The sequence below is a fragment of the Longimicrobiales bacterium genome, from assembly GCA_028823235.1.
In the GTDB taxonomy this organism is placed as follows: Bacteria; Gemmatimonadota; Gemmatimonadetes; order Longimicrobiales; family Gaopeijiaceae; genus UBA2589.
Window position 1 is genome coordinate 16,596 of the sequence record JAPKBW010000007.1, and the last position, 26,452, is coordinate 43,047.

General features: G+C 61.4%; 17 protein-coding genes. 9 read left to right on the forward strand and 8 right to left on the reverse strand.

The genetic code is table 11. The features are described 5' to 3' along the window. Positions 1-87: 87 nt before the first annotated feature. From OSA81_05615 to OSA81_05625, 3 genes are all read left to right on the forward strand, one after another. A complete protein-coding gene (locus OSA81_05615; protein MDE0898476.1) occupies positions 88-801 on the forward strand; it encodes a hypothetical protein in 714 nt (237 codons plus the stop codon). Positions 802-967: 166 nt separating this feature from the next. Then, the gene (locus tag OSA81_05620) at positions 968-1,681 is read left to right on the forward strand and encodes a hypothetical protein (GenBank protein ID MDE0898477.1); all 714 of its coding nucleotides are present in this window, start codon (positions 968-970) and stop codon (positions 1,679-1,681) included. Positions 1,682-1,890: 209 nt separating this feature from the next. Next, the gene (locus OSA81_05625) at positions 1,891-2,649 is read left to right on the forward strand and encodes a hypothetical protein (protein ID MDE0898478.1); all 759 of its coding nucleotides are present in this window, start codon (positions 1,891-1,893) and stop codon (positions 2,647-2,649) included. Between the two features lie 189 nt (positions 2,650-2,838). Here the strand turns inward: OSA81_05625 and OSA81_05630 are convergent, their stop codons facing one another. After that, positions 2,839-4,158 (reverse strand): aminotransferase class I/II-fold pyridoxal phosphate-dependent enzyme, encoded by a 1,320-nt coding sequence (locus OSA81_05630; protein MDE0898479.1) that lies wholly within the window; start codon positions 4,156-4,158, stop codon positions 2,839-2,841. Positions 4,159-4,777: 619 nt separating this feature from the next. Here OSA81_05630 and OSA81_05635 point away from each other — a divergent pair. Together OSA81_05635 and OSA81_05640 are read left to right on the forward strand one after the other, a co-directional pair. Continuing rightward, a complete protein-coding gene (locus tag OSA81_05635) occupies positions 4,778-6,307 on the forward strand; it encodes a D-aminoacylase (GenBank protein ID MDE0898480.1) in 1,530 nt (509 codons plus the stop codon). Continuing rightward, entirely contained in the window at positions 6,304-7,779 is a 1,476-nt protein-coding gene (locus OSA81_05640; protein ID MDE0898481.1) for a serine hydrolase, read from the forward strand. The genes OSA81_05635 and OSA81_05640 overlap by 4 nt, the downstream gene beginning before the upstream one ends. A 486-nt stretch (positions 7,780-8,265) precedes the next feature. On the opposite strand, the gene OSA81_05645 is transcribed toward OSA81_05640, so the two are convergent. Then, entirely contained in the window at positions 8,266-10,095 is a 1,830-nt protein-coding gene (locus OSA81_05645) for an endonuclease/exonuclease/phosphatase family protein (GenBank protein MDE0898482.1), read from the reverse strand. A gap of 45 nt (positions 10,096-10,140) precedes the next feature. Then, positions 10,141-11,565, reverse strand: a complete 1,425-nt coding sequence (locus OSA81_05650) for a sulfatase (protein MDE0898483.1) — start codon at positions 11,563-11,565, stop codon at positions 10,141-10,143. A 290-nt stretch (positions 11,566-11,855) separates the two neighbouring features. Between OSA81_05650 and OSA81_05655 the strand changes: the two genes are divergently transcribed. Beyond that, a complete protein-coding gene (locus tag OSA81_05655) occupies positions 11,856-13,664 on the forward strand; it encodes a sodium:proton antiporter (protein MDE0898484.1) in 1,809 nt (602 codons plus the stop codon). Here OSA81_05655 and OSA81_05660 read toward each other — a convergent pair. Then, positions 13,661-14,155, reverse strand: a complete 495-nt coding sequence (locus OSA81_05660) for a DUF2141 domain-containing protein (GenBank protein ID MDE0898485.1) — start codon at positions 14,153-14,155, stop codon at positions 13,661-13,663. The genes OSA81_05655 and OSA81_05660 overlap by 4 nt on opposite strands. A 102-nt stretch (positions 14,156-14,257) precedes the next feature. Here OSA81_05660 and OSA81_05665 point away from each other — a divergent pair, with 102 nt between their 5' ends. Genes OSA81_05665 through OSA81_05675 form a run of 3 tightly spaced genes read left to right on the forward strand, consistent with a single transcriptional unit; the run spans position 14,258 to position 18,641 of the window. Beyond that, positions 14,258-15,130 carry a carotenoid biosynthesis protein gene (locus OSA81_05665; protein MDE0898486.1) on the forward strand — a complete coding sequence of 291 codons (873 nt, stop codon included), beginning with the start codon at positions 14,258-14,260 and terminating at the stop codon, positions 15,128-15,130. Continuing rightward, positions 15,127-17,088 (forward strand): squalene/phytoene synthase family protein, encoded by a 1,962-nt coding sequence (locus OSA81_05670; protein MDE0898487.1) that lies wholly within the window; start codon positions 15,127-15,129, stop codon positions 17,086-17,088. The genes OSA81_05665 and OSA81_05670 overlap by 4 nt, the downstream gene beginning before the upstream one ends. Continuing rightward, complete coding sequence (locus tag OSA81_05675) at positions 17,085-18,641, forward strand: phytoene desaturase (GenBank protein MDE0898488.1); 1,557 nt, start codon at positions 17,085-17,087, stop codon at positions 18,639-18,641. The genes OSA81_05670 and OSA81_05675 overlap by 4 nt, the downstream gene beginning before the upstream one ends. A 301-nt stretch (positions 18,642-18,942) precedes the next feature. On the opposite strand, the gene OSA81_05680 is transcribed toward OSA81_05675, so the two are convergent. The 4 genes from OSA81_05680 to OSA81_05695 form a co-directional block, all read right to left on the reverse strand. Beyond that, entirely contained in the window at positions 18,943-22,146 is a 3,204-nt protein-coding gene (locus OSA81_05680) for an efflux RND transporter permease subunit (GenBank protein ID MDE0898489.1), read from the reverse strand. Further along, positions 22,143-23,381 carry an efflux RND transporter periplasmic adaptor subunit gene (locus tag OSA81_05685; protein MDE0898490.1) on the reverse strand — a complete coding sequence of 413 codons (1,239 nt, stop codon included), beginning with the start codon at positions 23,379-23,381 and terminating at the stop codon, positions 22,143-22,145. Before OSA81_05685 ends, OSA81_05680 begins: the two co-directional genes overlap by 4 nt. Beyond that, positions 23,378-24,802 (reverse strand): TolC family protein, encoded by a 1,425-nt coding sequence (locus OSA81_05690; protein ID MDE0898491.1) that lies wholly within the window; start codon positions 24,800-24,802, stop codon positions 23,378-23,380. The genes OSA81_05685 and OSA81_05690 overlap by 4 nt, the downstream gene beginning before the upstream one ends. A gap of 588 nt (positions 24,803-25,390) precedes the next feature. Beyond that, positions 25,391-26,203: a hypothetical protein gene (locus OSA81_05695; protein MDE0898492.1), complete on the reverse strand. Its 813-nt coding sequence runs from the start codon at positions 26,201-26,203 to the stop codon at positions 25,391-25,393. Positions 26,204-26,452: the final 249 nt, after the last annotated feature.

Here is a 26,452-nt window from a genome sequence, read left to right on the forward strand (position 1 = left end):
AGGGTGGGCACCTCGATGCGTTTGTGGACGGGGTGGTCGTGCAGCAGAACCACGAGACATCAGGCGTCCAGCGGAGGGCGTTGCACTATGAGAAGAGGCTTCACGCATTGGGTGGCGAGGGGCGCCCTAGTACTGCCGATGTTGTGGGTCTTTCCGGCGTCTGGATCGAGTCAATCTGTCTCCTGTAATCTGTCGGCAGAGGACACCGGATCGTTCGTCGGCAGCTGTAAATTCGCGACCGCGACACGACGGATCGAACTGTCTCGACCTGCGGATGCTAGCGACGCACTCTGGGTCGGAACCGTGGAGGATGCGATTGGATCGACGCCCGTCGAGATCGCCACCTACCAATACTCGTCGGCCCCCCGGCTTATCGTTCGGACTGGCCTTTGGCATGTGCTCGGCGAACTCTCAGTCTCCGAGGAAGGCCTGCGACTCGCTTGGGACGAAGGCATCGAGGCGCCTCCCTCGCAGACCGATCTCGACATTTTCATTACAGCTCGTGACTTGCTGAACGAAGAAGCACGTTGGGATCGTGAGGATGACCGAAACTGCGAGAACGATACATCCCTTATCAGTCTTTATTGCGCCCTCGCTCGGGCTACTGCTGGAGCGATGGGACGCTACCAACACCGCCAACCGGCCATGCAGGCTGTGCGTCGCGTGATCGCGGCGGAGTGGCCTGACCGGGTCGTGGACCATCGACTCATGAACTTCAACAACGATCCCCGCACCACACTTGCTGACGTCCACCGATTGTTCGATCTCGCTGAGGAGTCTTTGCTGAGAACGATTGACTAGGACCGTTTGAATCCGAACAAGCGGTTGCGACCGACACGGGCTCTCGGGTGGGTGAGTCGGTAGCTGGGGTTGTTAACAGGCCGCCCACGCAGCAGAATCGCGAGACATTCGGTAGTGCCTGATGCCAGTGGGGCCTGCCAGTCCTGTCGCCCCCAGTTGAGTTCAGATGAGTCGATCCAACCTCGAAATCCTGGCCTATGAGGCGACCCCGCTTGGTGATTTGTGTTTGCGCCGTCGGGAACTCCTTTCGCGGCCGGGTACGGTGATTACGGAGATCACCCTCGATCACCAACTGCTGATGAGCAGCCACAATACCGTGTCCGAGAGAGCTTTGGCGACTGAGGCGCTGGAGCGCCACCCCGGGGCCGACCTGTCGGTTCTCGTTGCAGGACTCGGTCTCGGCTATACCGCCGCGGCAGCTTTGGCGTCGACGAGCGTGACACGCTTGGAGGTGATCGAGTTCCTCCCTGCAGTGGTCGGGTTTCTCAATGAGGGCCTTGTGCCGCTCTCCTCAGAGCTGCTCGCGGACTCCCGTTTCGGCGTACGACATGGTGACGCGTACGCGGTGCTGAATGGGGAAGCCGAGGACTTGTGGGACCTCGTGCTCATCGACGTGGACCACGCGCCCGACGATCATCTCGGCGTTGACAACAAGGCGTTCTACACGCGTCCGGGGCTGGCGCGCGCGAAGTGTCACCTTGCTCCGGGTGGGATACTAGCCGTCTGGTCCTACGCGGAGAGCTCTCCGTTCGCCGACGCGTTGCGTGCATCGTTCGACGTGATCGAGGTCATCCCGGTGAGATACACCAACGACCTCGTCGACGAGGAGCATGCAGACTGGCTCTTTTTCGCCAAGGACGAACTAGTGAATACAGCCTGATGAGACAGCTGCATCTGGTACCTGATGTACCTGGACACCTGAGGATGGTATCTGGCTGAACACCGGCACTATCGATCAAGCGCCGCTAATGGCACGGGTTGGATAGTCCGTAGGTCGAGTAGCGCTTGTGGGTTATCATGCGGCCGCCCGTGCAGTAGAATCGCGAGTCGTTAGAAAGCTCTTCATGAACTCCACTTGGTTGGTACGTCTTGCGAGTCACGTCATACAACATGCGGCAGGGTGGCTCGGTGGCTCACTGGGCTCAGATCCTCTCTACGACTGCGCCTGAGCTTCTTCTAGTTCAGGAAACGAAGGATCCCACGACGTTCTCGAATGACCTTCTTGAACCCTTAGATCTAGGTGGGGCACTTTGGAGGCCGGTCAATCAGAACCCCTGGGGTTCTGCGGTCCTCCTTCGGGGAGCCGAGATCGTCGAGATTTCGGTCCCGGGGTTCGAAGGCTGGGTGGTAGGGGGCGAAGCTCAACTGGGCGCCGAGACAACTTTCCTTTTTAGTGTGCATCTATCTCGCTCCGAGGGGACGTATCTCAAGACTGGGCATCGTCTCATGGACCAACTGAAGCCAATCATCGCCGGCACGCCATGCATTTTAGGTGGCGACTGGAACTTTACGGCGTGTCTGAGAGACCCTGGCGATTCCTTGGGTCATCGCCGAGGTGAGATCGAATTCATCCACCGAATGTCCGATGAGTTCGGCCTCGTCCCAGCGTGGCGTATCGCTCATCCCGAGGGTGAATTGCCTCAGACACTTCGGTGGATGCGCGAGCCGAGAACTCCCTACCACTGCGACGGCGTCTTTGTCCCAGCGGCCCTCGCCATGGTCCCGGTGACTGCGCGCGTTCACTCAGGGCCGCTCTGGCTCAATCTCTCCGACCACAATCCGCTTGAGATAGAGTGGGACGGGCAGCTATCGTCTGATGTTGCTCCCCAGTGTAGTACCACTCCCTAGAGCCAGATCCTCTGTTTGACCCACTACGCGGCAACCCTGGGTCGGAAGGATTGATCCAGCGGGTGAGAGATTGCGCAGATTGACGGCTGAAGATCAGGTTGGGTGACGCTCAAGTGACGAAGCGGGTCTGGCGGCGACGGAAATATTCGGGCAGGCAGGTGTCGTCGCTCTGGAAAGTATCTGTGGCCCCTACCTGTTGCGTCTTTCTCTCACAAATTGCTCGAGCCGCCCCATCGCGACCTTGAGTTCCTCAATCGACACACACGGATAGACGACCCGAAAGAGTCCCTTCTTCGTGTGCCCGAATCCGGTTCCCGGAGTGAGGAGGACGCCAGTGACTCGGAAGAGCTCTTGCCAAAGTTCCAACTCCGCCTCTCCCGAATCGCCGTTCATGAATTCCGACAAGTCGATCCAAACGAAGAGGCTTCCTCGGCTTGGGACATAGGGTATGCCGAGGCGCTTCATGTACCCAACCGCGACTGCGTACGATTGGGTGAGGCGCTTCCGGTTGCGGATGAGGTACGGGGTCATGAACTCGGCGTCGGTCAGTAGATGCTCGAGCACCCACTGAGTGTGGTTGGATACCGAGTGGGTCAGATTCAGGTTTTCGTAGGCTTCCAGAAGCGCGGCATTTTGTGAGTAGACGAGCCCGACGCGGAAGCCAGAGATGCCGAGGTCCTTGGAAACGGCGTACCACAGATGGAGGAAGTCGCTTGGCTTCGCCGCCATGATGTTGGCGAAAGAGGAAAAGAGCAGCTCCTCGGAGTAATCAGACCTGATCACCGGGTGCTCGGTGTCGATGAGCGACAATCCGTAGATCTCGTTGACGACCATGTGGACCTCCTGCTCGATGCACCAGTCGGCCACCTCAGAGAGCCGGCCCGCTCGGTAGATGCCGCCGGTCGGGTTGTCGGGTGTCGTGAGGATCAGCATGCGGAAGCGCTTGCCAGCCGCTTCGATCTCCTCTCGTGCCTGCTCAAGATGGGCGAGAGTAAGGGCGGGGCCGTGTTCTATTTCCGAAAGCTCGTGGTGGGTCACGAGGTCGTAGCGCTCGACGCCGGAGAGGTTGCCGATATCTTGGCGATACACGGGATAGCTTGGCGAGGGGATGACCGCGACGTCGCCAACATCGGCGAGGATGAAGGAGGTCATTTCGATGACGCTAGTAGCTCCGGCGGAGACACCCAGATGCTCCGGGTCGACGGGACAGCCGGTCAGGTGCTCGGCTAGGAAGGTCGCGACGGCCTCTCTGAACTCTGGCGCTCCCCGGGCGGAGGTGTATCCCGGCACCCATGCGGGAATCTCGTTCTCCGAGGTGATCGCCTCGATCTTTGCCTTCAGATCAAACCAACTGAGACGATTCTCCGCGACGTTGAGCGGCAAGGCTCCGGTGGGGTTATCGGTTGGGTGATAGACGTTCGCGATCGCCTCACTATAGGCGCCGTAGTCGATGCGGAGCGGGGTGTCGGCCGCATGAGCTCCGCGGCTCGAGAGTGAGGTCTGGGTCATGAAATCATCCTTCGTCGCTGATGGCCGGTGCAGAGTGGATCAGACTGGTCATGGTGGATGGGTGACTGCTGAGGTTCCAACTGACTCTCGAGCCGGAAAGTTAGAAGCTCGCCCGCCCAGCGGACGAGTGGCCGCCGCCCAACAAACGGTTGCTTCTGACACGAGTTACAGCTGGGTCGTGTGCGCAGGACGCCGTCAAGCTAGTGCGGCCGTGCAGCAGAATCGCGAGTCGTTACGCAGTGACTTCAGGAGCGCACGCATGGCCCGATGGGAAAGCGAGATCCGGGGCGCGATCAAGGGGTGCTTCGAGTTACTCGCGGCCGAAGACGTCGGTGAACATTAGAACAAAGCTGTGCTGTGCCGATCCCTCGCGAGCTCAGGGCGCACGAATGGCAGGTTGAGATCGCCGACAATGACGTCCTTCAAATGAAGAACCGCGCCACAGCCCGACGCGCGGGTACCATCTTCCTCGCTCGAATCGAGTCACTCGAAGGACCCCACCGAGCGAGCTGCAGGCTGTGTTAAAGGTTTCTAACATGGGCAGTGGGCAGCGTGCGAGGTCGAGACACTGTAGGGTATGTCTCCGTCGACGAACCGTCCTCCTTTGAGTGAGCCCTGAATGAAGTCCATATGTGCCGTCACCAGACTATATGCAGCCGCTTTCGTTGTTCTCGTGGCGGGGTGCGCTGCGGAAGGCGGCATGGCGGGAAGCCCCTCTTCCTTCCTGATAGTTGGCGCAACCGTCGTCGACGGGACCGGTGCACCTGGCCGGGTTACGAACGTGCGCGTGCTCGGCGACCGAATCGCCGCAATCGGGGGTCTGGAAGCGGAGCGCGGCGAGACGGTCGTCGAAGCCGACGGGCTGGTCCTCGCTCCCGGTTTTATCGACACGCACAGCCATCATGACGGTGGCCTCACCGAGACTCCTGAGGCACTCGGCGCGGTTAGTCAGGGCATTACGACGATCATCGTCGGCCAAGACGGCGGATCGCCACTTCCGTTGAGCGACTTCTTCGGTGAGGTCGAGGCGACGTCGGTCGCGATCAATGTCGCGGCGTACGCAGGCCACAACTCCTTGCGAGGCGCCGTCATGGGTGATGATTTCCGCCGTCCGGCAGATGATCAAGAGGTCCAGGAGATGGCGGACCTCCTCCGGAGGGAGCTCGAAGCCGGGGCGATCGGATTGTCGACCGGGCTGGAGTACGACCCAGGCATCTATTCGGAGACTTCGGAAGTTCTGGCTCTCGCTCACGTAACCGCAGACGCGGGGGGTCGTTACATCAGCCATATGCGCAGCGAAGATCGGGCGTTCTTCGAAGCACTGGACGAGCTGCTGACGATCGGCCGCGAAACCGGGATGCCGGTCCAGGTCGGACACATCAAACTCGCCATGAAGAGCCTCTGGGGTCGCACCGATGAGGTCATCGCGATTCTCGACTCGGCGCGAGCCGAAGGGATCGACGTCACTGCGGATATCTACCCGTATGAATTTTGGCAGTCGACCATGACGGTGCTCTTCCCGGACCGAGAGTTCACCAGGGAGGCTGCACAGTTCGCTCTCGAAGAACTCGCGCCACCTGAGGGGATGCTCATTGCTGCGTTCGACCCCGACCCGTCCTACGTCGGGTTGACCCTCGCCGAGATCGCCGCGGCGCGTGGCCGCCCCGCAGTCGACGTGTACCTCGAGCTGATTGCGGAGGTCGCCGCGATCGACGGTCGAGAGAGTGTGATCGCCCGCAGTATGGTTGCCGACGATATCGGAGCTTTCCTCTCTTGGCCGCACACCAACGTCTCAAGCGACGGTTCTTTGGCCGGCCGGCACCCGAGAGGCTTTGGAGCGTTCACGCGGGTTCTTGCACTCCATGTGCGAGAGCGGGGAGATGTGACGTTGGAGGAAGCCATCCGAAGAATGACGTCGCTCGCCGCGGAGCACATGGGTCTAGTGAACCGAGGCACATTGGCCGTAGGGGCGTTCGCAGACTTCGTCCTATTCGACCCCCACATCGTGACGGACCGAGCCACACCGGAGTCACCGAACGAACCGTCCGTGGGAATCGCCGGTGTGTGGGTCAACGGTGAACAGGTCTATGGCTCGGAGGGCACTACGGGAGCCAGGCCGGGTCGCATTCTCAGGAAGACAACACGATGACCGCACTCAGTGTTCGCACCCATCGCCTTCTGGACACCGGCCCGTGGCTGGGCGCGGGTCTATTCGCCCTCGCGCTCCTCGTGCTTTACCCCGGCGAGGCTCGAGCGCAGGCGGCCCTCGAGCGCACCGAGGTGGACGCGGTGTTCGCCGACTTCGGTATGAACACGCCTGGCTGTGCGCTCGGTGTCGTATCGGACGGGCGACTCATCTACGGGCGGGGATACGGTCTCGCCAACCTCGAGCACGACATCCCGATCACGACCCACTCGGTATTCCGTTCCGGATCGGTATCGAAGCAGTTCACGGGAGCTGTCGTCGCGTTTGCTGCCATGGAAGGGCACCTGAGTCTGGAAGACGAGCTGCGAACGTGGGTCCCCGAGCTGCCAGATTACGGAAGCCGGCTGACGCTCCTCCACGCCTTGAACCATACGAGCGGTCTGAGGGACTACCTGACGCTGATGGATCTGAGGGGCCTGCGAAATGACGACTTCTACACAGAGCTCGACCTCATTGAACGGCAGGCCGCCCAAGAAGAGCTCAACTTCGACGCCGGCTCAGAGCACCTGTACAGTAACTCGGGCTATTTCCTTCTCACCGAGGCAGTGGCACGCGCGGTCGGCAAGCCATTCCGCGAGTACGCGGACGAAGTCCTTTTTGAACCGCTCGGCATGACCAACTCGCACTTCCACGACGATAACAACCATGTGGTTCCGCTCCGAGCCGACGGGTATGCTCCCCTGCCCGACGGCAGCTACCGAACCTCGATGACAACGCTAGAGATGATCGGGGATGGAGGCGTTTACACCTCCATCGAGGATATGGCGAAGTGGCTGGTCGCCCAGGAACAGGACGGGCTGAGGGCGGGCCTCAACGACATCGTTCAAGCGCGGGGGGTGCTAAAGTCAGGGGACGACATCCCCTACGCGCTGGGGATCACCCACGGCAACTATCGCGGCCTGCCGACAATCGGACACGGCGGGTCGTTCGTCGGATTTCGCGCCCATACCCTTCGCTTCCCCACCGAGGGTTTTGGTCTGGTGGTCCTCTGCAATCGATCCGACGGCGATCCGGGGAGGAGAATCCGACGCGTGGCCGATGTCGTGCTCGCGGGACGACTCGGTCCGATACCGGAGGAGTCCGCGGAGGAGCGGCGGGCCCGCGAGGGCGTACCCGCGGTGACTCCAGAGAACCCCTCTGAGTATGTGGGCGTGTACTACAGCCCCGAGCTGGACGTGGAGTACCACTTCTCGGAGGAAGACGGGGCCCTGCGGGTGCGAGCAGGTAGCGCGATTGAGGAGCAGGTCTATCGGATGGACGGGGACACACTTGCGGCGGGCTCACCCTTGCCCGGCGATCGATTCTCGCCCTCCCTCGTATTCCGTTTCGAGAGAGACGGCAGGTCGGTATCGGGCTTCGAGCTCGATGCCGGTCGGGTTGTGCGCCTGCGCTTTCGGAAGGTGCGTGGTGGTTAGGCAATCTCTGCCGCGCCGGATGAACCACGGGACTATCAACCACATCCCCTCCTTCAGGGGGAGAACCCTGTCGACAATATCGATCCACTAACAAGCGGTGCCGGATACGGATGTTCTCAATGTAACGAAGCGGTTTATTGAGACTACGTGATATTTCAGTCCTGGGTTCCTGCAATTACTTCGCTGCGCGCGAACGGACATCATGGCCGATTGTGGGTATCCTGCGCATTGGCTGTGCGCTGATCTGGCAGGTTGGATCGAACACCGCACGGCGCTCACGCCGGGGCAACGAATTCGGTGGCTATGGAAAACGGTTCGTTCGTGCGAGCCGGTGGCCACATGGCCTAGCGTTGGGATGACCCGCTATCGGCGATCCGGTACACGTGCTGGGCGCCCTCGATATGAAGACCTGGGAGATTATCCGCCCGCCAAGTGGCGACGAGAACTCAGCGGGTGGCGTGGGTCGTTCTCGTCGCCTGTCAATCTCTATCGCGTCCCAGGTAACACCGGGCCTCGAGTTCGGTAATCCAGGTCGAAGCGAGACAGGATCATGAAGTGGTCGGAAGGAAAACCCGAGTCCGAGGTTGAGATCACCCGTGTCGACGTGTTCTTCAGCCCCGTGCCCTTGTAGTACAGCTGGTCGATGCGTCGCCCGCTCTGGTGCGTGGGCCCGGGCCACTCCTCGACATCAGCGTGGAGACTACGGAAGGCGTCAGTGAATCCTGCGTCCAGGAGTGCGAGCGAGGCGGGACTGTCCCCACCGTCCGTGTGCGGGATCGCGTTGAAGTCCCCACCGAAGAGGACAGGAATCGATTCGGCCTCTGCGAACCGTGACTGATGGAAGTCGAAGACGTCCCCGAACTGATTCATCCCGTACCAGTTCGACATGACGTACATGTCCTGAGTCGCACTGAGCTGAACTCTCGTGCCGACGTTGTTGAACGGAGCGTCCTCTTGGACATGGATTTCGCGGATCGGGTAGCGGCTCAAGACAGAGATGTTCGCGCCCTGGTTCAGGTAGTCCCAATCGACCGTTGTCGCGAAGTAGTACCCGACCTCGGCGGCAATGAAATCACCTGAGGAGTAGGTCTCCTGCATCATGACGACGTCGACGCCTTCGGCTGCGATGACCTCGGCAACGCGCTCGCGTGAGTCCCACCCGTGTTCCTCAGGCGTGAAGTGCTTCCCTCCATGCCAGATGTTCCAAACCCCAGAGGTCAACGTCGACACGCTTTCCCGGAGCGCCTGATCCGGTGACGCGAAGTGCTCAGCGTAGGTGCTTTGTAGGTCCTCGGGCGATACGACGTGGTTCCAGATCGCGAGCTCGTCGATGTCAAAAATAGGTGTCGAGAGTCTTTCTCTGTCCGAGTATCGCGCGGCGACATCCCGGCGAATAACCACCCTGCCATCGATGAGCGCGTAGATCTTCGACAGGGGTGCCGCGATCATGAACTCCAGCGCTTGATGGATCGTATAGGGGTTTTCCATGAGCGCCGCCTCTGCAGCCGCGACGGGCTGCCAGGCGCCGTCTTCGACTTCACGACCGGCCCTCTCTTCGAACATCGACCGGGGATCGACGATGAGTCGAAGAAACTCGTCGGACTCGATCGGCCGCTGACCGAGAGCGTTGAAGGCGTCGACGAACGCCTGCAGGCGGACCGCACCCGAGTCGATGGCCGGGAGCACGTCGGGCACGGGTGAGGCGTCGCGAGCGTCCCATCCGACGGTAACTGGATCGGTACTGGTAAAGTCAAAGCCGTCCGAGTCAGAGACGTGGTACGACACCCAGTTCACGCCATCATAGAAGAGTCGGATCTCGGAGAGACCCGCACTGTATGTCATCGCCAACTGATGCCACCGACCGTCATTCAGCGGCATGTGTTCTCCGTTATCACGCTCGTACGTGAGGCGGCGCGAACCGGAGCCGAGGCTCCAGGCCCAGGTGCCGCTGGACACGTAGAAAACCCATCCCGCGTTCTTTTGTGAATCCAGGCTGTTGTCGTCGAACTTCTTGTTGGAAAGGACGACAAAACGCCGATCGACCTCCGCTTCAGACCGGATCCAGAATCGGACGGTAAAGTCCTCATCGCCACCGAGTGACAGGCCGGACGGGAGGGTCAAGAACGTCGTCGCAGCATCTGGCCCGAGGCTGAGGGCCTCGCCCTCGATGCCGCCCACGAAAGAGAGCGGCTCAGATGATTCGAAGGTCCCATCAAAGTGGAAAATGGCCGACGGATTGCTCTGGGCCTCCGCGCCCGCGCTCGTGGCAGACAGGGTGAATGCAGTAAGGAGGAGGACCCCCACGCGTGGAATCATCAGCGTCGCCTTTCGGTGATGTTGTCTACAGGTCACGGGAAGCCCTCACCGCCGCGTGGGCATGTTGGCGTCCAGTTCGTTCCGCCAGTTGCGGAGTTCCTTGAGGAGTCGAGCGGTGTCCTCCGGGCGTTCCGTCGAGAGATCCCGCCTTTCACCCAAATCAGTCGCCAGGTCGTACAACTCGACAACGCCGTCCTCGAACCACTCTACGAGCTTCAGATCTGCGATTCGCACGGCCCCCCCGGGACGGTTGCCCGAACCGTGGTAGTGAGGAAAGTGCCAGAAGAGCGCCTCATGCACCTCTGGCGCTCCGTTCATCGCCCCGACCAGGCTCGCTCCGTCTACATGATGTGAAGGTTGGCCGGGCAGGCCAGCCAGCTCGAGTAGCGTGGGGAAGACGTCGGTGCTAGCGGCCGGGGCAGAGACCACCGCGCCGGCCGAGATCGTCCCCGGCCAACGAACGATGAGTGGTGCCCGAATACCGCCTTCGTACAGCCACCCCTTTCCCGCCCGCAGGGGGGTATTCGCCGTGGCCTGGTTCGGACTCCGGCGCGTCAGTGTACTCAGCCCGCCATTGTCGGAGAGGAATACCACCACTGTGTTCTGATCGAGTGACAGCTCGGACAGTTTGTCGAGAATGCGACCCACGCTGCGATCGCTGGACTGGACCATTGCCGCGTATGTCGCATGGTCCTGTCGGAGCTTTGTGTCCGCGTCCCGCTCGGCCTCATAGTGCTCCTCTGACTCGGGCCCGAGCGCAGCGGCCTTGGCCTCATACCGCTCAACCTCATCGGCAGGCGCCTGTAGCGGAGTGTGAACCGCATAGTGCGACAGGACCAGGAAAAATGGACTGTCTCGGTTGTTCTCGATGAACTCCAGCGATGCGTCCGTGAGCCGGTCGGTCAGGTATGCGTCATCTGGGTCTCCGGCTAGATCAGGAACGTCGGTGACCGACGGATTCGCGAGGGCATAGGGCGGAAAATAGGACGCCGGCTGCCCGGCCTGATTCACGGCGAAGTTGAATGCGAATCCCTGCGTGTCCGGAAGGTATGGCGACTCTCCGAGGTGCCACTTTCCCACGTAGCCAGTGTGGTAGCCGGCTGCCTGGAACGCTTCTCCGATCGTAACCTCATCCTGGGGGAGCTGGCGGATGTACTCGGCCTGATCCAGCAGGCCGTTTTGCTCGCCCCCGATCCAGTTGGTGAGATCGAGCCGAGCCGGGTGCTTCCCGGTCATGATGCTGGCCCGCGTTGGCGAGCATACCGAGCTGGCGGTGTAGAACTGTGTGAATCGAGCTCCCTCGGCCGCCAGGCGGTCGATGTTCGGGGTCTCATAAAAGGTGCTGCCGTACACTGACGTGTCCATCCAGCCGATGTCGTCGATCAGTACCACGACGACGTTGACGGGAGCGTCGACCGCATACTCACCACACCCGGACACGGCCAGGACCAGAAGGCATCCCAGGGTCATAAGGTCTCTCGGACCCTTCATCATCGAATCCATGAATCCATGTCTCTCGCGCTGTGCGTATTGCCACCGGACGAGCTCCGGGAGGCGGTTCGACTCAGAAGATGGTGGCCACCGAGCGAGCCGGCGAGCCGGGGGTTACAAGGGGCTGGCGGCCACGATGAAGCTCAGTTCGCGTCGCCATGGGCACTGACCGGCAGGGGGGCCCACCGCACGAGATCATGCTATTGTCATCGCTGCCTTTTCTGCCGCCGCATCGGCTTTCCAGCCCAACCTCCGGAGGTCATCCACAAGTGAATGACTCATTCGTCGTCGGGCTCGTTTCCGTCGCAGTGCTTGGCGGAGTGGCACAGTGGCTCGGGTGGCGCCTGCGTCTCCCCGCGATCCTGCTCCTGCTGCTCTTTGGGATGGCAGCCGGACCCGACGGGATTGGGCTCGTGCCAACGGACGCAATGTTTGGGGACCTGCTTCTCCCATTCGTGGCCGTCTCCGTTGCGATCCTGCTGTTTGAGGGCGCCCTGACGCTGCACCTGCCGGAGCTTGGCGCTCAGTCTTGGGTTGTGGCGAAGTTGGTCACGATCGGGGCGGCTGTGACGTGGGTACTGGCTGCGGTAGCCGCTCACTTCGTTCTGGGCTTGTCCTGGTCTCTCGCGATTCTCATTGGTGCCGTGCTCACCGTCACTGGCCCCACCGTGGTTCTTCCCCTCCTGCGTCAGATTCGCCCCACCGGGGCCGGCGGAGCTGTCCTGAAGTGGGAAGGCATACTCATTGACCCGATCGGTGCAGTCCTCGCCGTTCTCGTGTTTGAGGCACTGGTCGACGGCGGTGTCAGCCCCGCGTTCATCGGCATTGCGAAGACGATTTTCGCGGGTGGCGCTTTTGGAGTTCTGCCTGCGTTGTTCCTGGTCGTATGTCTCCAGCGCTACTGGATTCCCGATCATCTGCACGCGGTGGCAGCTTTGACCTTCGCGCTCCTCGGGTACCAGCTGGCGAACACGTTCCAGCATGAGTCGGGCCTCCTCGCGGTGACGGTCATGGGTGTGGTGCTGGCTAATCAGCGCCGCGTCGATATCAGCCATATCACCGAATTCAAGGAGAACCTACAGGTCTTTATCATCTCAGCGCTGTTCATTCTGCTGGCGGCCCGGGTGCGCTGGGCTGATCTGCAGGAGCTGCTGGTGCCCGAATTTGGAATTTTTCTTGGGATCCTGGTCCTCGTCGTGCGCCCGCTCGCAGTGGCTTTATGCACTGGAGGCGGTGGACTCTCTCGGAGAGACCGGATCTTTCTGTCTGCCATGGCTCCCAGGGGTGTGGTAGCTGCGGCGGTTACGGCGGTTTTTGCACTCCGCCTGGAGGAAGAGGGTTTCGCCGGAGCCGAGAGGCTGGTTCCGCTCATGTTCATGGTGATCGCAGGTACGGTTGCGATCTATGGACTGCTCGGGCGTCCGCTTGCTCTCAGGCTCGGCCTCGCAGAGCGCAATCCCAATGGATTCGTTCTGGTCGGGGCACATCGCCTGGCGCGCTCGCTCGCGCACGCGCTCATGCAGGCCGACCTGCCGGTGCTCCTCGTCGATACGAACGTCGGGCTGGTCGAGACTGCCAGAGACGAAGGCCTGGCCGTTTATCACGGCAGTGTGTTGAGTGATCAGGCAGACGAGGAGCTCGAGTTGCCAGGGATCGGCAAGCTGCTGGCGCTCACCGCGAATGACGAAGTGAACGCCCTGTCCGCGCGGCACTTCGTACACCTCTTCGGTCGACAGAACCTCTACCAGCTCTCGCCAGGTCGGCGCCCGCACGGGGGGGCGTCCGAATTGTCATCAGATCTGAGAGCCCGCGTGCTCGGCGACGACGATTTGACGTTTGCGGCGCTGGAGGAGCGGATGAGGGCCGGCTCTCGATTCAAGTCGACGATTCTGGCCGATGAGGACGGAATGGAAGGATGGTGGGCGGAGCACGGCGAGCACGCGGTGCCGTTCATCGCAGTGGCCAGATCTGGTGAGGTCACAGTGGCAAGTCAGGGCAGGGCCCTCGATCCGAAATCCGGTGATACGCTGATTGGTCTGACCGGCGCCCCCGCGAGCGAGCCGGCGACGAGGTCCTAGCGGACCTCTACCATTCGAGAAGCGGTTCCGGCTTCAAGCTCGAAGCTGGCGTCCTTAAAGGAGGGGGCACCGAAGCGTCCCCGGGCCTGGTTTGAGAAGCCATAACGCTCGCGAGGCATGCCGAGAAAGTTGGTGTTCAGCTTGCCATTGCTGTCTTCGTCATGAATGACGGCGACTGCATAGCGCCCAGCGGGCAGTCGCACGCTCCACACTGCGGTTGTGCGCTCTACCGGAATCACCTCTGAGACCAACGGTTCGTCCACGAACGTCGCGGGCGAGTCGAAGACGGCGATCCGGAGTTCACCCGCGATCGACTCGATCCCGGAGATCTCCACTACCAGGTCGTAGTGCGGAGGGACCAATTCCTCTGTCTGTGAAACCTGCGCCTCCAACTGTTCATCTGCGGAAGCTGCTGATCCGGTCAATGCGACCAGAAGGACGGTGGCCGCTCGGATCGCCCCGGTTCGTACCCGGCTTGTTTTCTGAGCCATGCCATCCCTCTCGACTTGACGCTGTATAAGTATTGTACAAGTTTAAGTTACATAACGATAATACTTGTACATGATTTGTACAGGATCACATGTGAGGAGGACATGGTAGCGAACGCGTCGATAGGATGGACTTGGACGGAAAAAGCCGCGTTGTGGGCTCTCCTCGGGTTCACGCTTGTGGCAGTGCTCGGGTATGGAGTCTACGGGCTCCATCCACAGTTCATCCCGCCGAGCGAATTTGGCTTCAAGCTGTTTGCCATCTCGTTTCAACTATTCGCCCGCATTCACATCGCCCTGGCCGCCCTGGTTCTATTCCTGGTTCTGTTTCGCAGGCTCGGCACTACCTGGTTGCTTCCCTTCGGATTGGTCTACGGGCTGAGTTTCTGCGCGGAGCACATCGGCACGGGCTACGGCGTTCCGTTCGGTGGGTACGAATACACCGGCCTTCTGGGGGCCAAGCTGGGCGGGCGGGTCCCGTTCCTGATTCCGATCAGTTGGTTCCTGATGGCCTTGCCATCCTGGGTACTTGCCAGGCACGCGCTCCGAGGTCCAGACCAGGCCCTGGGTCGGATTGCCCTCGCTTCCATGTGGCTGGTCGTGTGGGATCTCGCCCTCGACCCGGCGATGAGTTTCCTCACCCCTTATTGGATGTGGGAGGACCCAGGGTCCTACTACGGTATGCCACTCATTAACCTGTTGGGGTGGTACGTGACCGGAGTCGCCCTGATGGCTGTGATCGAGGGCTTCTCGTCCCGCGTTCGTTGGCTGGATCTCGATACGCGCTGGATGGCCGCCTACTACGGCGCGATGCTCGCCATGCCGCTCGGGATGCTCATCGCCGCCGGACTCTGGCTGGGCGTCGTCGTGACGCTCGTCGCGGTGGCATCGGCCTCATGGCTGACCGCACGTCTGGGTGGTCGTGAGACCGCCGGCCGAGTCGAACCAGCCTACTCCCCTGGAGGCGCCAGCGTATGATCAGCTTCGGCGATGTCAGGAACATGGACGCGGATGGCGCATTGCGGATCGTACGGCGAGAGCTCGAAGCCGTCTCGGATGTTCTACGAAGCGAGGGACTGCCAACACCTACGCTCGAGGGAAAGATCCTGCGGCCCCTCATTGCGTACGCGTTCGTGCCGCCGGAGGCACGCGGCCAACTCGACCGGCGCTTCTGGCTTGGTGCCCTCGCGATTCAGATGGTACATGAGGCTTCGCTGCTACACGATGACATTCTCGACGATGCTGCCGAGCGACGTGGGCGGCCCACCATGCACACCGACCAGGGGGTCGGTCCCGCGCTGGTCCAGGGAGATCACCTCCTCACGGCGGCATACGCGGTGTCACTCAAAACCGGGTCCATCGAGTTCATCGAGCGCTTCGTCCATGCGGTGGAGCGGACTGTAGCTGGAGAGATCGGGCAGGCTCGAGCCGCGGGAGTGATCAGCGATGAGCAAACGTATCGGAAGATCATTGCCGGGAAGTCCGGGGAGCTTCTCGGCGCAGCGGCATGCCTTGGAGCTGCGCTCAGCGAGTCTGGCGAACTCGATGCCCGCGTCGCTGTCGGTCGCCGGATCGGGTCACTCTACCAGCAGGTCGACGATCTCCTCGACTACTGCTCGGCGGGACACAGCGGAAAGCCTCCACTGCAGGATTACCGACAGGGGAAATGGACGTGGGTGCTTGGCGAGGCTCAGGTGTCTGACTTTGGACTTCCCCACGAACAGGTAGCAGAAGCGATCTTCGGCCAAAGCGGCCAAGGTCCGTCCGTGGCTGAACGCGTGATCAAGGTGCTCGAGGAAGCGCGGGACGAACTGGTGCCAGATGCCGCCTGGATGAGGGCGTGCCCTATCCTGCTGGAGAGTATCTTGAACGGGTGGGTGGATGCCGCCCGGAGTGGGGTCCGCGCGCAGGTGCAGAGCCTCGGCACTTCCGATCCGCAGAAGCTCCAGACCGTAGCTGACCCGGAGGCGGGCGCCTCGTATCACGCGCCCTCCGTTGAGGCTGTGGTGTTCGAAACCGCCCGGCGAGCGGGAGGCCCGGACGCGTGGCGAGCGTACTTCACGCGGCACGCTCGCACGTTCAGCTTGGCGGCGCGCTTGTTCCCGCCAGGACCCGCAAGGCAGGTCGAAGGGCTCTATGCTTATTGCAGAGTCACCGACGACCTCGTCGACGACCCCATTGTCCCAGCCTCTAACGACGTCCTCCAGTGTCGACTCGACCTCTGGCGTACCCTGAGTAAAGCCGCCTACGAGGGTGACAGAACAGGTGTTCCCGTTCTCGACTTCGTCATGAAGGAGGCATCTCTCGCATCAGTCGACTGGCTCTACCCGGAGGCACTTCTCGACGGTGTCGAGATGGATCTTACTGAATGCCGTTACGAGGATTGGAAGGCACTCGAGCGCTACACGTTCGGGGTGGCGGGCTCGGTAGGTGGCTGGATGACCCAGCTCTTCGGAATCACCGATCCGGAGACCCTGGACCGAGCGCACGCGCTCGGGCACGCACTGCAACTCACCAACATCGCCCGCGACGTTGGTGAGGACTTGAAACGCGGTCGAGTATATCTGCCCCGAGTTCTCCTGAACCGCCACGGCTTCTCGACCGATGACCTTCACAGTTGGCAGGTGATCGGCGGTCCCGTTCCGGGGTCGTATCGTGCGGCGGTCGAAGAACTCCTGACGGTGGCAGACAATTACTACGAGGTAGCACGTCCGGGAATCTCCGGGCTTCCGATGTTCTTCCGACGTCCCGTCGCAGCAGCAGCTGAGGCGTATCGGGGAATCGGGCAAGAAATTCGCCGAAATGGCCACGACAATCTGAACCACCGGGCATACACACGGGCTGGTCGCAAGTTGATCCTGGGCGCCCGCGGGATTCTGATGGCCAGACAGTATGCTGGGCAGCGCCGCCGGCGGCACGGAGGAATAACGACATGAGTGAGCTGAAGACTGCAATCGTGATCGGTGCGGGATTTGGAGGCTTGGCAGTCGCAACCCGACTTCAAGCCTCAGGGGTCGATGTCACCTTGCTGGAGAAGCGGGAGGAGATCGGCGGTCGCGCTTATCAGCTGCGCGACAGCGGGTACACGTTCGATATGGGCCCCAGTCTGATCACTGCGCCGCACATTATCGATTCAATCTTCAGTGCCGCTGGAAAAAATCTTCGAGAATACGTCGACCTGATGCCGCTAGATCCGTACTACCGGATCTATTTCCACGACGGCACGCACATCGACTATGTGGGTGACCCTGAGCGGATGAAGGCTCAGATGGCTCAGTTCGACCCCGAAGACGCGGCAAACTTCGACGGGTTCATGGATGAAATCAGGCCGATCTATGACGCCGTCATCGGCGATCGACTGGGCTCGAAGCCGTTCGATAGCATAGGCACGATGCTGCGCTTCCTGCCCCGGATGGCTCAACTGAAGGCGTTCCTTCCAGTGACGACCTTCGTGAATCGCTGGTTCAAGGACTTTCGGCATCGGTTCATTTACTCGTTCCATCCCCTGTTCGTCGGGGGAAACCCGTTCAAGACGCCTTCGATCTACCTGATGATTCCGTTCCTTGAGCGCGAAGGCGGGGTCTGGTTTTCGAAGGGCGGGATGTATTCGGTCGTCGAGGCACTGGGTAGACTGTTCGCAGAACAGGGCGGACAACTACGGACTGGCCAGGAGGTCAACGAGATTCTGATCGAGGACGGGAGGGCGGTCGGAGTGCGTACGTCAGCCGGCGAAATGCGAGCAGACCTCGTAGTCAGCAACGCCGATCCAGGCCATACGTACGGCACCCTCGTCGAGCGGAAAAGCCGGAAGCGTTGGTCCGACCGGAAGCTCGCGTCCACGGATTGGAGCATGAGTTGCTTCCTGCTGTACCTCGGGACGAAGAGGCAGTATCCGCAACTCGCGCATCACACGCTGATCTTGTCGGAACGCTACAAAGCGCTCCTCCATGACATCTTCGGACGGAAGATCCTTCCGGAGGACTTCTCAATGTACTTGCATGCGCCGACGAGGACCGACCCGGACATGGCACCCCCGGGCTGTGAGAGCATGTATGTCCTCATTCCCGTAGCGAACCAACAATCCGGCATCGACTGGCCGGCGCTGCAGGAGCGTTTTGCCGACACCGTGATCGACTATCTCGAAGAGTGGGGCCTTGATGATCTCCGTGACCAGATCGAAGTCCAGCACGTGTTTACTCCCGATGATTTCGAATCGGAGCTGAACGCGACGTGGGGCAACGCTTTCGCGATCGAACCCAAGTTCACGCAGACGGCGTGGTTCCGCCCTCAGAATCGCAGTGAAGATGTGAAGGGGCTCTACCTGGTGGGAGGTGGCACACACCCGGGGGCAGGCGTACCGGGTGTCCTTCTCAGCGCTGAGACGACTTTCGGGTGCATCGCTGAGGACTGGGGGCTCCCCGACCAATGGGATTGGGCAGAGCCCGGTCGGGCGGCGATGGATGAGGCCGAGCCGACTCCCACGGCCTAGGCTGATCGGCACGCCGCCACCAAGAGCAGCGAGTCGGGTCTTTAGGAAGAGGCCGACCTGGAGGACAGCCTCAGGCAATCGATCACGTTCCAGGAACGTTACTGCCCCCGCCCACAAGGAAGCCTGGCCCGTCAATCAGGTCGAGAGCGGGCCGCCATTCGCGGCGGGAACCCAATCGATCCCGTCGCGCTCGAGTTGCGCACACCCCGTATGGAGTTCATGTGCGGTTCAGGCGTCGCCCGTGCGAGCCAGGAGTGGAGCCGACGATTTTCTCCAGGAAAGACCCTAGTGACAACCCTGATCAATCGCCGGTGGCGACGAGCGGTGGAGTGGGTGACAGCGACCCGCGCGCACGGAGACGCGGCCTTCCGAGCGTGGCTGTGATCCGTGTTTCCTGCACGGCCAACGCGGGCAGCACAACCATGATCAAGGGCGTGGCGAAGAGGATTCCAAAACCGAGACTGACCGCGGTAGGAGCGAGAAATTGAGCCTGAATGCTCCGCTCCAAGATGAGTGGTGCAATTCCAAGAAACGTCGTCAACGAAGTGAGAAAAATCGGACGGAATCGGGCCCGCGCGGCGTCGAGCAGGGCATCCTCCAGCGAGGCTCCCTCTGCGCGCTCTGCGTTCACGAAATCCATGAAGACCAGTGAGTCGTTCACGACCACACCCGTCAGGCCGATAATGCCGAACAGGCTGAACAGGCCGACTGGCACGCCGAGCAGCGCGTGACCTGTAAGCGCCCCGATGATCCCGAAGGGAATCGCGGCCATGATGACCAACGGTTGTACATAAGAGTTAAGAGGGATCGCGAGCAGAGCGAAGATCCCAAGTAACGCGAGAAGGAAGCCTCGACCGAGGGATGCGTACGTGTCGGTCTGCTCTGCCCGCTCGCCCCCGAGACTGAATGTGACCTCAGGGTGTCGCTCTGCGAGCGCTGGAAGGACCGCACGACCCAACTGGCGATTCACTTCATCAGTCGTAACCACCGTTTCGTCGGCGTCCGCCGTGACTGAGACGACTCGCTCACCACTCCTTCGCGAAATGCTGGTCGGTGTCGACCCCAGCGAGACCGTGGCGACTTCCTCGAGAGGGACCCGCGTGCGCTGCGGCGTGGACACCCGGAAGGAGAGCAGGTCGGCGATCGCGTCTCGCTCTGCTTCTGGCAAGCGGACGTAAACTGGCACCTCTTCGCCATCTCGCTGGAGTCGCTGAACCTCAGAGCCGAAGAAAGCGCTGCGCACCTGATTCGCGAGATCGTCCAGCGAGATATCCAGCGAGCGGGCCTGGGGTCGGAGGTCTAGCTGGAATTCCTGCTCCCCGAGGTCGTCGTCTGTGAGGATGTCGAACACGCCGGTGAACTGGCCAAGCTCTCTCGCTACGTCGGCTGAGGCTGCATCAAGCGCTTCTATGTCTTCGGACGCCAGTTCGACTTCGATGGCCTCCGCCACCCTAAAAAAGTCGGAGGTAATGGTGAGAGAGCGGACGCCCATCAGGTCCGGCAACTCTGCTCGCCAGGCAGCCTCGAACTCCGCTGGTGTGAACTGGCTTACCTCCGGGTTCGGAAGTTCCACCGTCAGGGATGCCCGATTCGATGCCGACGCGCGGGGAGTGTCCGTCTGCCCGGGCCCTCCGCCCCCGCCACCACCTCCCCCGATTACCGAGTAGAGATTTTTGATCGGCTCCGGGTGGTCGTCCGGAAGTTCTGATCGGAGCGTCTCACCTGCTCGGAGCACAGACGCCTCGATCTCCCCGATGACCTCGAGCGTGCGCTCCACGGGAGTGCCTGGCGGCATTTGAAGATTTGCGACGACCGTCTCTCCTTGGATCGAAGGGAGGAAAGAAAAAGGAAGACGGCCCCCACCGATGAGCCCGAAGCAGAGGATGATGGATGTTCCCGCCCCAGCCATGACCACGCTCGGGTTCCTGATACTGTATGTGACGACTCGGGTCAGTGGCCCATGGACGAACCGTTGCAGCTGATAGTCCACACGCGCGCGCGCCGCTTCGATGGCCGTCACGATCGGGTTTCGTCGTGTGCTCTTGGGTCTGGCGTGCGACAGGTGCATGGGGAGGATGAACAGAGCCTCGACCAGCGAGAGAATCAGCACGACGATGACGACGAGCGGCAGATCGATCAGAAGCCGACCCAGGGTCCCTTCGATAAAGAGGAGAGGCGCGAACGCGACAATGGTAGTGAGCACGGCGAAGACGACGGGTTTGGCGATTCGCACCGCGCCCTTTCTGGCCGCTTCCATGGGTGGGAGCCCTTTCTCTCGCTCCGCGAAGATGTTCTCTCCCATCACGATCGCGTCATCGACCACGATCCCGAGCGCGAGGATGAACCCGAAAAGAGAGATCGTGTTCATGGTCACGCCGAGCGGCGCGAGCAGGGCGAACGCGCCGATAAACGAGATGCCGATCCCCAGCGCAGTCCACGCCGCCAACCTGAGGTCGAGGAAGAGCGTCAGCGCGATGAGAACCAGGCCGAGGCCGAGTAGGCCATTCTTGAGAAGAAGCTTGAGTCGGCCCGACAGTACGACCGACTGGTCCTGCCAGACCGAGATATCGACCCCTGCCGGCAACGTCGGGGCGAACTCCAGGGCATAGGCTTGCACCGCAGCCGCGACCTCGAGGACGTTCTCTTCGCCCACCCGATACGCGGTCACGACGACCGCTGGTTTGCCGTTGAATTTTGCGGCCAGGTCGGAGTCTGCGAATCCGTCTTCCACTCGTGCAATGTCGCCGAGTCGCACCTCGGTTCCGTCTGACTGACCAACGACCACGATCTCCCTGAAATCTTCGGCGGTCTCGTTTCGGCCCTGCGTCCTGAGAAGAACTCTGCCGTTACTGGTTTCGATTTCTCCACCGGAAAGCTCGAGACTCTCGCGTCGGACGATCCCAGCTACGTCGGTGAGGCTCAGGCCGTACGCATCGAGAACGTCAGACGAGACCTCGATCGACATCTCGTAGTCGCGTGCGCCGCTGACCTGCACGTCTGAAATCGAGTTCAGCGCGACCAGGTCGTCGCGTACTTCTGCGGCGGTTTCTTTCAGGTAGCGCTCTCCCACGTCTCCTGACACGACCAGCTGAATGACCTGTGAACGCGGTGAGGCCAGGCTCACGACCGGGCGTTCGATCTGCGCGGGCAAGGTGCGGATACGATCGATCGCTGACTTCACCTCGTCGAGGACTTGGGCCTTATCCACACCGGTCCGCAGTTCGGCCGTGACGACCGCCAGGTTCTGCGAAGCCGTGGCGTTGACCTCGATCACTTCATCGATCGACTCGAGTCGCGCCTCGATCGGGATGACGATGGCCTCTTCGACCTCAACTGGGGACGCCCCTGGGTAGGCGACGGAGATGTTGATGATGTCGGGAGAGAACTCTGGAAATATCTGCTGCCTGAGAGTCATTGCACCAAAGCCGCCCGCGACCAGGAGGAAGACCATGAGCAAGTTGGCGGTCACGCCGTTGCTGATCATCCACTCGATTGCTCGGTTCATCGAGACGCTCCGGAAGGCTCGTCTCGCGTGGCCGACCGCACTTGCATCCCTTCGGTCATCACCGTGAGATCGCTGACTACGATCTCTGTGCCCGACGGCAGATCAGCCTGCACGAACACTGTGTCCTGTATCTCCTGGATCACTCCTACCCTAGCGGTCGACACGACTCCCTTGTCGCTCACCACCCACACCGCGGGTCCTTCCCGCAGCGCCCGGCGTGGAACAGCGAAGAATCCCTCGATGCTGCGACCCTCGATCGTGGCTCGGGCGTAGGAGCCTATGAGCAATGGTGGTCGGTCGTCCTCTGTATCGAAGGGTGCGGGGATGCGGACGACCACTTCGACGGTGCGCGTCGTCGGATCAAGCGCACCTGAGGTGTGCTCGACAAATCCGTCCCACTCATACCACGTCCCACCAAATTCTGCCTGAATCTTCGCCGGAATTCTACTAGCTCCGGTCTCATCCCAGAGATCGTCGATCAGTGCGGCCTGTCGGGTACTGAGGGAGATGTCGACCTCAACAGCGTCTGTGCCGTAGATCTCAGCCAAAACCTGCCCTGGAGAGATTACCTGGCCCACGTCGACAGACTCGGATCGGACCCGCCCGGAGAAGGGTGCGGTTACGGCAGTACGCGTCAGGTTCAACATCGCGTCGGCGAGCAGGGCCTCGGACCGGGCCAACGAGGCTTCGGCTGCCGCAAACTGGGGCTGCTGCCGTGCGAGGCGGGCGGCCAGTGTGGTGTCGGACGTGGCGGTACGACCCGTACGTGCGCTCAGGAGTTCATACTCCTGCTGGGCGACTGCCTGATTCTGTGCTGCGAGCGCGACGTCGACCTCTCGTTGCTGCACCTCAGCCCGCGCGATCGCAACCGCGTTCAGGTAGCTCTGCTGCTCGATCAGGAGAAGCGTGTCACCTTCTTCGACCGCTCCGCTGCGGGCCAATTTGTAGGACACCGCTACGACCCGACCCGAGACCTCCGCCGAAAGGGTGATCTCGGCGGTCGGACGCACGGTGCCGGTGCCCTCTACTACCAATGATGCAGTCCTGGGAACCAGTGACTCGGTTGATACGACAGGGGCCAGACGCGGGGCTGCGATCCGCTCGGGTTGCGGCCGGCTAGCCAACAACCACACTGCGGCCAAGACGCCGCAGCCCAGTATAAGTGCTGGGAGGAAGCACCCGATGTTGCGGCTGCGCCCGCGCTCTGCGGGATCGGTGCGGAAGTGGTAGGTCATCGGGATTCTTCTAGTGTGGGTTCCGCGGGTGGAGCGAGCCATGTGCCGCCCAAGGCCCGGTGTACGTTGAGTCGAGCCGCGGCGAGCTCGCGCTCGGCTGAAGCTTGTGTGTCCTGGACGTTCAGGACCGTCCGCAGTGCATCCAGATATCCGACGTAGTCGCCGACGCCCAACTCGACACGCCGCAGCTGGGCCTCGACTGAGGACTGGGCGCCCAGGAGCTGCTCGTCGAGCACAAGTTTGCGTTGGCGCTGTGCATCGAAGGCGGCGAGAGAGGCGTCCACCTCCTGAAAGGCCGTGAGCACGGATCGGGCGTAACGAGCCGCCTCCTGCCCGTAGCGAGCCTCAGCCGCTTCCTGCTCCGCTTTCAACCGGCCACCTGAAAATATCGGGGCGGTCAGGGACGTGATGAAATTCGTGAACCACTGGTCAGCGCGTACGATATTCTTGAGTTCGCCGCTCTGCGTTCCTGTCGAGCCAGTGAGCGAGATCGAAGGGAAGCGTGCGGCGGCGCGCTCACCCACTCGCTGCCTAGAGGCCTCCAGACGTAAGCCCGCGGCTCGCAGATCCGGGCGACCAGCGAGGACATCAGAGGGAAGCCCTGCCGGGATTGGATCGGAACTGACCACAGGTACGCCGTCCCCCGCGAGGATTTCGTCAACCTCATGCGGGTAGCGCCCTAGGAGAAGAGCGAGTCGGCCTCGTGTTGCCCTGATCTGGCTGACCAAGAGAGGGAGGCCCGCTCTCGTAGCGTTGAGGTCCTGCTGGATCTGGTACAGCTCGATGGACGTTGCCACGCCACGCTGGTAGCGATCCTCGGTGAGTGCGTCGCGCTCTGTGAGGATGTCGACCACGCCCTCGAGAATAGTCTGGCGTGCCCGAAGTTCCCGTAGCTCGAAGTACGCTGCGATCGTCTCGGAAGCGATTGAGATCTGAACGGTGTGAAGGTCTGACTCCGTCGCCATAAAGTCTGCCATCGCCGCGCGCCGACCGCTGTTCAGCTTCCCCCAGAAGTCGAGCTCGTAGGAAAAACTGAGGCTCGCGCCGAAGGTCGCGAACGAGAAGCGGTTGGTCCGTTCTGGGTCCCCTTCTCCTGCACCACTTTCTAGGATGGCACCGAATTGACCTGTGTTTGCGGGCTGACTGAAGCGCGATGCGTCGATACCCGCGGTGACCGAGGGAAAGAGGGGTGATCTCCCGATTCGATATTGTGCCCGCACTTCTTCGACCCGCGCGACGGCCTCATGGACGTCCAGATTGAAGACGATCGCCAGGCCGACCACTTCGTCGAGTGTCGGGTCTTGAAAGTCGGTCCACCACGCGATCGCCTCGGGCCTCTCCGCGCCGCCGTCCGGGAACGCATCGGGAATCCGATTCAGGGCAGAAATCGTGACCGGATCGGGCGCCATCGAGCAACCCATGGCGAACACTGAAAGCGCAAGGGAATATCGCAGGCCTCGCGTCACCCATCGGGGAAGACGGCGTTTGTCTACCTCGTTTGGACACAGCCCAGGGGCGGATTTAACCATTGCGTGCCAGGGTTGTATATCGAAAGTCTAACTTTTATTAGACAAGCGTAATGCAATGCTCCTGGTACACAAGGGTGAGACTGCCAGGTTGTTCAGGACTGGGCCTATGTTGGCGCTGCTAGAACAGGCCGCGCGCCTCGATCCCGATACGAAACCTTCGCTCGATTACGGCCTGCCAACCGTCCGGGCGGGCGTCGAGCAGATTGTCGACACCGAGCGTTCTCACAGCTGCGGGCGTCGCGATGGATCAGATTCCGACACGATACCGGTCAGTCGACCTAGTCTCTGAGTCGACACAGAAACCCGCCCGAAGGTCTACAGCCCGCCGAGAAGTTCGGCCCTGAGACGCGTGTCGCCCGCATGAGCAATGCGGATTCTATCATCCGTCGAGGGCGAGCCGTTACGCGATCGCCTCGACCGTGAGCATCAACTGCATGTGGATGATGCCGTTAAGATCGCGACGGACCTTGCCGAGGCGCATTAGCCCGCTAGGTCTGCCTCGCGCAGTCGCTCGCGGCGTTCCATCTCCTCGGCTTCCACCGTCTCGATTTCATCCAGCATCGAATCCACGTCCGCGAGCTGGGTGTCTTCCTTATGGACACCGCTGAGTTCGGACTCCGGCTGTAACTCACCAGCCTCGAAACGCGACCAGATTTCGCCGTCATAGCGCGTCGCCAGCAGTTCCGGTGCATACAGGCCGTAGTATGCAGTGATATTGTTAACATCGCGGGCAAAGAAACGCGCGGCATTGTTGTTCGCTGCGGCGTTGATGACCTGCGGCAGGTCGATGATCACCGGGCCCTGCTCGTCCACCAGTACATTGAATTCGGACAGGTCGCCGTGCACCAGCCCGGCGCACAGCATACGCGTCACGTAGCGCATCATCACAGCGTGGTCCGCACGTGCCTGTTCAGGGGACAGCGAGACATCACTCAGCCGTGGAGCTTCGCGGCCTTCGCCGTCCATGATCAATTCCATCAGCAGCACACCATCGAAACAGCCATAGGGCTGCGGTACGCGCACCCCTGCACTGATGAGCTTATAGAGCGCATCGAGCTCGGTGTTCTGCCACACCTGCTCTTGCTGGTCACGGCCGAAACGGGACCCCTTTGCCATCGCGCGCCCACGGCGGCTGTTACGCACCTTACGCCCTTCCTGGTACTGGACCGCATGCTTGAAGCCCCGCTTAGCGGCTTCCTTATACACCTTGGCACAGCGGATCTCGTCGCCACAGCGCACCGCGAAGACATCGGCCTCCTTGCCGCTCATCAGCGGGCGGATGACTTCATCCACGAGTCCGTCGTCGACCAGTGGCTGGATGCGTCTTGGGATTCTCATTGAGGCCTTATACCTAGGTGCTGTCGGGAACGGGTAGGAATCCAACCGGCCTCTTGGTCCAAGAGCCACGCTGTTTCGTGCAGCTGTGGAGGGTCCCGTAGGAGGGAAGGTCGCACCGCCCGATCATTCTCGACAGCTTCCCCAGATGGGTATGTCCTCCCTGGGCGTGGAAGGCTGCGGCTCCATTTCGCAGCAGAGTCGCGA